Source organism: Neisseria basseii, assembly GCF_962707005.1.
Classification (GTDB): domain Bacteria; phylum Pseudomonadota; class Gammaproteobacteria; order Burkholderiales; family Neisseriaceae; genus Neisseria; species Neisseria bergeri.
On record NZ_CAUIXH010000023.1, the window covers coordinates 20,420 to 28,445 of the forward strand.

Below are 8,026 nucleotides of genomic sequence, written 5' to 3' on the forward strand. Positions count from 1 at the left end.
TCCTTTATCGGTAGTTCGTCAGGTGTAAACAGGCTCTTACGGCGGAGGCATAGTCGGTTTGCGGGTGTTCCTGCATATAGGCGCGGGCGTATGCGTCCAGTCGGTGTGCTTCTCTCGGATATTCAAGCTCGGAAAACTGGCATATTTCGGTTTCAAATGTGATGTATCCCGCCTGCCCTGCACCAAAATCCAGCGCGTCCATGCCTTTAACGGCGGGATGGTTCAAAAAGGCAACGTGATTCAGTTTCAAGCCGCCGCCCTTCAATAAGTCGAAACCTGCCGAACAGTGCTTATAAACGCCGCGTCGTATTAGGTCGGTCAGTTCGTCGGTTGAATACGCTTCTGCGTATAGTTTGCCGTCTGAAAAGGTCAATTCAGTAACCAAGCCCAAAGGCTTTGGCGGGGTTTTCAACATGGACGGATGCCCGATGAACAGGGGCGCGCTTTTGCCCTTTGCCGCTTTTCGGCGGTTGTACTCGTCAGCTACGGCTTGCAGCTTTTCGCTGCTAAAAATATGTTTCGTGCCGCGTGAATCGGTATGCGTTCCGACTTTTGAAATTTGAAAACGCTTGATTTCAAGATTCATTTTTTGCCTTTCTCAAAATCACATAAACCGACTGCATGGAAATTCCGTATTTGCGGGCGATTTCCCCCACGGTTATCAAGCCGCTTTTGTATTCTTCGATAATGGTCAGGTTTCTCTCTTCAATATCTTCTTTTTTGCACTGTTTGAAATAGACAAGCTGCCCGCCGAACTCAAAAGATATATGGTCGGAAACGGCAATAGCGGCGCGGTGTGCGGGCTGAATTTATGCCCAAATTCTTCAATACTTCGGCGCATTTGTCGGAAATTGTGCTTAAAATTTCATCGCCGCTGATTGTTGTTCTTTTGTCCATGTCATGCCCCTGTTTCAATACTCAATACTTCGCCGCCTGATACAGTTTTGATACCGTCTATCGGTGTTTTCAGTTTGCCGATTTCGGCAATGATGGCGGATTTGTTCAATTCTTCTTTTACACGGATAAAGCGGCTCAAGCGGCGGCGTTTCAGGGCGGCAATGATGGTTTCCGTATCGCCCGTGATTTCCAGCTTGTCAGGCTGTTTGCGCCATTTCAGACGACCTTTGCCGATAGAGGCGGTCTTGGTTTTGCCGTTGGCGGTCAGTTCGTCGCGGTGGGCGGCGGCATAGTCGGCAAGCGCGGCGCGGATAGCGGTTTGTTCGCTTGCCAGCGGCTCAATATCAGCGGCGTATTTGTCGGTCAATGCCTGAATCTTGGCTTTGTGCTTGGCTTCTTTAGCGGCTTGTTGCTGTTCCAGCTTTGCCAAGCGGCTGAATGCGGCTTCTGCTTCTTTCATGGTCTGATAAGCGGTCTTCATGCTGCTGCTCCTGTATCTTTGCGCTGGGCGGCGCATTTTTCGATGTATGCCGTGATTTCGCTCTCAATCCAGCCCGTAACGTTATCTGATATTTTGACGGGCTGAGGAAAATCGGGGCGGTAATGGCGGCTTTTGGGGTTTGCCTTATTCCAAAGTGTCGCGGTAGATATACCCAATTTTTCCGCCGCTGCTTTGGCTCTCAAAATCCTGCTTGTATCGTTCATATTTAAACTTCCTTGCTTTCAGATAGATTGAATTAGACGACAAGCGAATAAGATAACAACATTAAGCCGTGTTAAAAAGTCGATAACTTATTGAAAAAGTGCAACAACGTTTCACTTTTAGCGAAATATTTCAAAATATTTCAATAAAAAAAAGTGCAACAATGTTGCACTTTTTTTCAGAAAACACGAAAGAATAACGGACAGGCTGTTATTTTTTTATATGCCAATTTTTACAAGCATTAAAAACATTCTTCTAAAACTGTTGTTATGTAAATTATGTAAATGTTAGTTAACTTGTATTTTGAACGATTCTATGTGAATTTATTTCATCTTATGAATTTTTATCGTTATTTGGGAGATTTTCTATGAAAATTTCCGCCGCCATCTGTCGTGAAGATTTTCGGCAACGGCGGCGAAAAAATACGTTAATTCCGCGTACCGTCCTCAATCAATCTTAATGCTTGGCGGTATCGTTCTCGCAAAAAATCACTATACCACTGCATAAACTCTTTGCGCTCGTTCAGATAATCGGCGCGGTTGTAGGCGGCGCGGATTTTGTTGTTTTCAATATGGGCAAGCTGTCGCTCTATCGCGTCAGGGTTGAAGCCTTGCTCATTCAAAACGCTGCTTGCAAGGGAACGGAAACCATGCGGGGTTACTCTACCTTTGTAGCCCATGCGCTCAATGATACGACCTATTGTTGCGTCGCTGATAAAACCGTCCGTCTTGGTTCTACTGGGAAACAGAAACGGCGTATTACCAGTAAGCTCTTTCAGTTCTGCCAAAAGTTCAAGCGTCCAATCAGCCATCGGCACGGCATGGGGCGGTTTCGGCGCGGTCTTTTCGTGCTTCATACGCTGGGCGGGAACTGTCCACATTGCCGCGTCAAAGTCTATTTCATTCCATTGCCCGCCCCTTAGTTCCGTGCTTCGTAAAAAGGTCAGCATATTCAAAATCCGGGCTATTCTGTTTTGCGGCTCAATCTCTGCCAGTATCAGGCGGCGGAAAAACTCGGTCAGTTCTTCACGGGGCAAAGCTGGGCGATGGTCGGTCTGCTTAGCGGGGATGTATTTCCGCAATGAATAGGCGGGGTTGGTTTCCACAATCTCAAGCATGACAGCATAATCAAATATTGCGCCCGTCCATTCCCTGATTTTTTCGGCGGTATTGTTCACGCCACGCACCATTACGCCGTCAAGAACCGCTTTAATATCGCTTACACTGACTTCCTGAATCGGCATTGCGCCGATAACGGGGAAAACGTCCGTTTCAAAATATCTCAACACGCGGGCGGCGTGGTTTTCTTTCCAGCGGGTCAGGTTGTCGGTATGCCATCGGCGGGCGATTGATTCAAAAGTATTTAGGGCGGCGGCTTGCCGTTCGCGCTTTTCCTGTTGCTTGGCTTCGCTGGGGTCTTGCCCCGATACAAGCAAGCGGCGGGCATTCTCGGCAGCGGTGCGGGCTTCTGCTAGTGATACAGTCGGATATTTTCCGATAGTTAGTGTTTTCTCTTTGCCGTCTATACGGTATTTCAAACGGAAAACTTTCCCGCCTGCTGGGGTAACTTCAAGATACAATCCGCCGCCGTCAAACAGCTTGGTCTTTTTCCCTGTTTCGGCGGGCTTGGCATTTTTGATTTGTCGGTCATTCAGCGGCATGGTGGGGGTATGTTTTAGGGGGTATTTTCAGATACCCCGAATCATACCCCCTGATTTTAGTTGATTCAATTAGATTAAATTAGACGGCGTTATGCAGCCAAAAAGAAAACAACGGGGTATAAAGAAGCCTGAAACCCTTGCATTTACAAGGATTGGTTAATGGCGTTAGACGGGATTAAATGAAAAAAAACGCTTAGAATTTCTAAGCGTTTTTGTATGTTGGTGCGGACGGAGAGACTCGAACTCTCACACCTCTCGGCGCCAGAACCTAAATCTGGTGCGTCTACCAATTTCGCCACGTCCGCATGGGAATTGGATGATTATACAGATTTTGTTTTTTTGTGCAAGGTTTTCGGCGGGGCTGTTGATGGCTTGGGGTTTAGGGCGGTAAAATCTGTTTTTCGTCCGCCTGCTATCGGAATCCGGCGGTTTTTTGTTTTTGTTGACGGAATTTTGGTATGCCTGCTGCTTTGATTAAGGATTTTCTGCTGACTCAGGGTTTGAAGCTGCCGCTTGACGAGGTTCGGGCGGCGTATCTGACGGTGCAGACGGTAATGGATATGGGGACGGCTTCGATTGACCGTTCGGTTTTGTGGCGTGAGCATGAGGATTGGAGGCTTGCCGATTATTTGGAGCAAAACAGTGGAAATGAGGAAGGTCTGAAACGGCTTTTTATGGCTCTGGATTCGGTATTTTCGCGCTGTGAAGGCGTGCGCGCCGCAGCCGTTTATGCCCTAATGCCGTCTGAAAACGCCGCCTTTCAGCTGGTTTGCCTGTCCCAACAGGGAGAAGGTTTGGAAAACATATGGGAGCTGGATGAAAATGTTGCCGATGTTTCGCTTGCCTGCCGTTGCGCGCAAAGCGGCTGGATGAATATTGCTTCGGATGTAGCCCGCTGGTTGGAATTGGGAGAGCTTTCCGGCGAACGCAACCGGCATTCGGCGGCGCAGCTTTCCATTCCCGTTTGTACAGAGAGCGGCGGCGTGCTGGGCGTGGTTCACGTCGAATTTGAAAAAGCCGGTTGTACGGATGAGGCGGCGCAGGCGGAATGGGTGGCTCTTGCCTTGGCGTTGTCCGAACCTTTGAAGCAGCTTTTGGGCATCACTGCCGCAGAAGGAGATGAAAATGTCTGAATTATTAAACTATGTCGCTTCCTGCCGCCTGCCGACCGAATGGGGCGTATTTACGATGCACGGTTTTGAAGAGGCAAACGGGCAGGAACACATCGCGCTGACCGTCGGAGATTTTTCAGACGGCAATCCGGTGTTGACGCGCATCCACTCCGAATGTCTGACGGGCGACGCGCTGTTCTCGAGAAAATGCGACTGCGGGCCGCAACTGGAAGCGGCAATGAAGGCTGTTCAGGCGGAAGGGCGCGGCATCATCGTCTATCTGCGTCAGGAAGGGCGCGGCATCGGGCTGATCAATAAAATTCGCGCCTATCATTTGCAGGATCAGGGTATGGATACGGTTGAGGCGAACGTGGCACTCGGTCTGCCCGTCGATGCCCGCGATTTCCGTTTGGCGCAATCTATCTACGAATATCTGGGCATCCGCTCGATCAAATTGCTGACCAACAATCCCGAAAAAATCCAAACGCTTAAAGATGCGGGAATCAATGTGGTCGAACGCATCCCCCTGCACGTCGGGGAAAACCTTGAAAACAAACGTTATCTCCAAACCAAGGCGGACAAGCTGGGACATTTGATGTCGGAATAGGCAAAGGTGCAGGAAACGGGCATCCTGCGCCGCCTTTCGGGAAACAGGTTTCCCATACCTTGATAAAGCAATAAGTTTTATAGTGGATTAAATTTAAACCAGTACAGCGTTGCCTCGCCTTGCCGTACTATTTGTACTGTCTGCGGCTTCGTCGCCTTGTCCTGATTTAAATTTAATCCACTATATAAAGTTACAGGGTGCGGATGCAAACGCATTGCGGGCGCGGGTTTGAGGCATACGCGCAAACATCTTAATATAATGGATTGATATTTATGATTTTCTCCATCATCGTCCCTATTTACAATGTGGAAAAATACCTCCGCTGCTGCGTGGATTCCGTGCTTGCCGAAAATTTTGCCGATTATGAAATGATTTTGGTCGATGACGGTTCGCCGGACGGCTGCGGGAAGATTTGCGACGAATATGCAGGCAAATATCCGCATATAAAAGTTATTCATAAAGAAAACGGCGGGCTGTCGGATGCCCGCAACGCCGGTATCCGGGCGGCAAAAGGCGATTACCTGATCTTTTTGGACAGCGACGACTATTGGGCCGATACCAACCGTTCAAAAAACGCGGGGGGGGGATTCTCTTTGATTTACAACAACTTGCAGATAAAAAGATTGATTTGATCCTGCACCCTTCGTCCTTCAATTACCGCGACATCTCCAAAGGGGAGGACTTTTCGGATAATGATTTTGTCCGCCATTTTGAAATGCTGGTGGAGGGGCGGTACTATATCTCCAACGCGTGGACAAAGATTGTCAGGCGGGAAATAATCATCAAAAACAATCTGTTTTTCCCAAAAGGATACATTCACGAGGATTTCCCGTACAGTTTGCAATTGGCGCGTTTTATCAAGACTTTTGCCTTTTACGATAACCCTTTTTACCAGTACCGCGTTCTCGGCGGCTCTATCAGCCACAACATCAAATACAAAAATTTCAGCGATATGCTGACGCATCTCGACCGGGGTGTGGATTTTTTAGTCGAAAACAAGAATTCCCCCATCTACGGCGGTTTGCAAAAATTTGTCTTCGACAATATCGGCTATCTGAGGTCTATATTGGTAAGGCTTTATTTTTCCAAAAACATTATCGTCATCTACCAGAAATATTTTTCATTTAAAGAAAAATGCAGAAAGATATTCGGCGCGAAGGCAATCCGTCCGGTTTTTATCGGGAAGGCGGCATTCATCATAGGATTGCCGGTATTGCGCCTGCTCGTACCGCCTATGCTGTATCCGGCAATCAAGGCTTTTTATCAGAAATTTTTTCGGAATAACCCTCCGGAAACCCCATAATCAGAAGCGGGCGGGAAGAAACAGCCGCCCCGCCGGCGGGGTTGCGGCAATGCCGTCTGAAGCCACGAATCCAGCTTCAGACGGCATCTGTTTACCAAAAAGCAAATAATTCGGTTTAGCGAAAAAAACAGATTTGCTTTTTGGTAAATACGCGATTACAATCCGTTGCATTCGGTTTCCGCAAAAGGAAAAACAATGACCAACACAGCCGACCTGCGCCGCCACAACCTGCGGCAGTGGATAGAAAAATACTACGGCGGTTTGCAAACCCGTTTTGCCGAAGCCGTCTGCCTCAATACGGGCGAGCTCTCCGCCCTCTTAAAAAACAAATCCTTCGGCGAGAAAAAAGCCAGAAAAATCGAACAGGCGGCGAACATGCCCACCATGTGGCTGGATCAGGCAAACCCTGCCGCCCAAATCGACCATCAAGAAAGGCGCACCATGTCCCATATCTCCACCATCCCCGAAATCCTAGCCGACATCAAAGCTGGCAAAATGGTCATCATCACCGATGCCGAAGACCGCGAAAACGAAGGCGACCTGCTGATGGCGGCGCAATTCGTTACCCCCGAAGCCATCAACTTTATGATTAAAAACGCGCGCGGCTTGGTCTGCCTGCCGATGGCTGGCGAAATGGTCGAAAAACTCGGCCTGCCCATGATGACCCAGAAAAACGGCGCGCAATACGGCACCAACTTTACCGTCTCCATCGAAGCCGCACACGGCATTACCACCGGCATTTCCGCCGCCGACCGCGCACTGACTATTCAAACTGCCGTTTCCCCGACCGCCAAACCCGAAGACATCGTCCAACCCGGTCATATCTTCCCGCTTCGCGCCCAAAAAGGTGGCGTACTCGTCCGTGCCGGACACACCGAAGCCGGTGTCGATCTGGCGCAAATGAACGGGCTTATCCCTGCCGCCGTCATCTGCGAAATCATCAACGACGACGGCACCATGGCGCGTATGCCCGAGCTGATGAAGTTTGCCGAAGAACACAAGCTCAAAATTGGCACGATTGCCGACCTCATCGAATACCGCAGCCGTACCGAAAGCCTGCTTGAAGACATGGGCAACGCACCCGTACAAACCCCGTGGGGCGAGTTCCAACAACACGTTTACGTGGACAAGCTCTCCGGCGAAACCCACCTCGCCCTCGTCAAAGGCACGCCCTCTGCCGACGAAGAAACCCTCGTCCGCGTCCACGAACCCTTCAGCGTCATGGACTTCATCCAAGCCAACCCGCGTCATTCATGGTCGCTGCCCAAAGCACTCGAGCGCATCCAACAAGCCGAAAGCGGCGTAGTCATCCTTCTGCACCGCACCGAAGACGGCGCCGCCCTGCTCGACCGCACCCTGCCCAAAGGCGCAAACCAAGCCTACAAATGGGACAGCAAAAGCTACGGCATTGGCGCGCAAATCCTCGCCGGCCTCAATGTTAAAAAACTGCGCGTATTGGGTCAGCCCTCGTCCTTTACCGGCTTGACCGGCTTCGGTTTGGAAGTCGTCGGTTTTGAAGAAGCGGAAAACAGATAAACCCGTCCGTCCTATCAAAAGGTCGTCTGAAATCCGAATTCCGGTTTTCAGACGACCTTTTGCTATAAATTATCTGATTCGGCCAGAACCTCCCATAAAAGTCATTATTATAGTTTATTCTAAATAAAAATAATAATATAATAAATTAAGAATAATTTAAGAGTAATTTTTATTGCATTAAAAAATAGAAATGTAACATAATACTAAC

Annotated in this window: 10 protein-coding genes, 1 tRNA gene and 1 pseudogene; 5 read left to right on the forward strand and 7 right to left on the reverse strand. The window is 49.1% G+C overall.

The features are described from left to right. Positions 1-4: 4 nt before the first annotated feature. The 6 genes from Q9I99_RS09880 to Q9I99_RS09900 form a co-directional block, all read right to left on the reverse strand. Entirely contained in the window at positions 5-586 is a 582-nt protein-coding gene (locus Q9I99_RS09880; RefSeq protein WP_301667666.1) for a phage protease, read from the reverse strand. Further along, the gene (locus Q9I99_RS11470; protein WP_369416168.1) at positions 576-809 is read right to left on the reverse strand and encodes a Mor transcription activator family protein; all 234 of its coding nucleotides are present in this window, start codon (positions 807-809) and stop codon (positions 576-578) included. The genes Q9I99_RS09880 and Q9I99_RS11470 overlap by 11 nt, the downstream gene beginning before the upstream one ends. An 89-nt stretch (positions 810-898) precedes the next feature. Beyond that, entirely contained in the window at positions 899-1,378 is a 480-nt protein-coding gene (locus Q9I99_RS09885) for a host-nuclease inhibitor Gam family protein (protein ID WP_301667667.1), read from the reverse strand. Then, entirely contained in the window at positions 1,375-1,602 is a 228-nt protein-coding gene (locus Q9I99_RS09890) for a helix-turn-helix transcriptional regulator (RefSeq protein ID WP_301667668.1), read from the reverse strand. Before Q9I99_RS09890 ends, Q9I99_RS09885 begins: the two co-directional genes overlap by 4 nt. Positions 1,603-2,027: 425 nt before the next feature. Continuing rightward, the gene (locus Q9I99_RS09895) at positions 2,028-3,260 is read right to left on the reverse strand and encodes a tyrosine-type recombinase/integrase (RefSeq protein ID WP_301667669.1); all 1,233 of its coding nucleotides are present in this window, start codon (positions 3,258-3,260) and stop codon (positions 2,028-2,030) included. A gap of 220 nt (positions 3,261-3,480) precedes the next feature. Continuing rightward, a tRNA-Leu gene (locus Q9I99_RS09900) sits at positions 3,481-3,565 on the reverse strand. Between the two features lie 153 nt (positions 3,566-3,718). On the opposite strand from Q9I99_RS09900, the gene Q9I99_RS09905 reads away from it, so the two are divergent. Next, positions 3,719-4,393, forward strand: a complete 675-nt coding sequence (locus Q9I99_RS09905) for a hypothetical protein (RefSeq protein ID WP_301667670.1) — start codon at positions 3,719-3,721, stop codon at positions 4,391-4,393. Next, positions 4,386-4,979: a GTP cyclohydrolase II gene (gene ribA, locus Q9I99_RS09910; RefSeq protein WP_301667671.1), complete on the forward strand. Its 594-nt coding sequence runs from the start codon at positions 4,386-4,388 to the stop codon at positions 4,977-4,979. The genes Q9I99_RS09905 and ribA overlap by 8 nt, the downstream gene beginning before the upstream one ends. An 80-nt stretch (positions 4,980-5,059) precedes the next feature. On the opposite strand, the pseudogene Q9I99_RS09915 reads toward ribA, so the two are convergent. After that, a pseudogene (locus Q9I99_RS09915) lies at positions 5,060-5,170 on the reverse strand (IS5/IS1182 family transposase); the annotation flags it as partial. 81 nt (positions 5,171-5,251) lie between these two features. Between Q9I99_RS09915 and Q9I99_RS09920 the strand changes: the two are divergent. The 3 genes from Q9I99_RS09920 to ribBA all read left to right on the forward strand — a co-directional run bounded on the left by Q9I99_RS09920 (position 5,252) and on the right by ribBA (position 7,818). Beyond that, a complete protein-coding gene (locus Q9I99_RS09920) occupies positions 5,252-5,611 on the forward strand; it encodes a glycosyltransferase family 2 protein (protein ID WP_025458428.1) in 360 nt (119 codons plus the stop codon). After that, positions 5,608-6,282, forward strand: coding sequence for a glycosyltransferase family protein (locus tag Q9I99_RS09925; RefSeq protein ID WP_301667672.1), 675 nt, complete (start codon positions 5,608-5,610; stop codon positions 6,280-6,282). Before Q9I99_RS09920 ends, Q9I99_RS09925 begins: the two co-directional genes overlap by 4 nt. A 195-nt stretch (positions 6,283-6,477) precedes the next feature. Next, entirely contained in the window at positions 6,478-7,818 is a 1,341-nt protein-coding gene (ribBA, locus tag Q9I99_RS09930; RefSeq protein ID WP_301667673.1) for a bifunctional 3,4-dihydroxy-2-butanone-4-phosphate synthase/GTP cyclohydrolase II, read from the forward strand. The last annotated feature ends 208 nt before the right edge of the window (positions 7,819-8,026 follow it).

Bases quoted from the DNA above. Each gene is read 5' to 3' on its own strand.
- Q9I99_RS09880 (WP_301667666.1), bottom strand. From the start codon at position 586: ATGAATCTTGAAATCAAGCGTTTTCAAATTTCAAAAGTCGGAACGCAT.
- Q9I99_RS09885 (WP_301667667.1), bottom strand. From the start codon at position 1,378: ATGAAGACCGCTTATCAGACCATGAAAGAAGCAGAAGCCGCATTCAGC.
- Q9I99_RS09890 (WP_301667668.1), bottom strand. From the start codon at position 1,602: ATGAACGATACAAGCAGGATTTTGAGAGCCAAAGCAGCGGCGGAAAAA.
- Q9I99_RS09895 (WP_301667669.1), bottom strand. From the start codon at position 3,260: ATGCCGCTGAATGACCGACAAATCAAAAATGCCAAGCCCGCCGAAACA.
- Q9I99_RS09905 (WP_301667670.1), top strand. From the start codon at position 3,719: ATGCCTGCTGCTTTGATTAAGGATTTTCTGCTGACTCAGGGTTTGAAG.
- ribA (WP_301667671.1), top strand. From the start codon at position 4,386: ATGTCTGAATTATTAAACTATGTCGCTTCCTGCCGCCTGCCGACCGAA.
- Q9I99_RS09920 (WP_025458428.1), top strand. From the start codon at position 5,252: ATGATTTTCTCCATCATCGTCCCTATTTACAATGTGGAAAAATACCTC.
- ribBA (WP_301667673.1), top strand. From the start codon at position 6,478: ATGACCAACACAGCCGACCTGCGCCGCCACAACCTGCGGCAGTGGATA.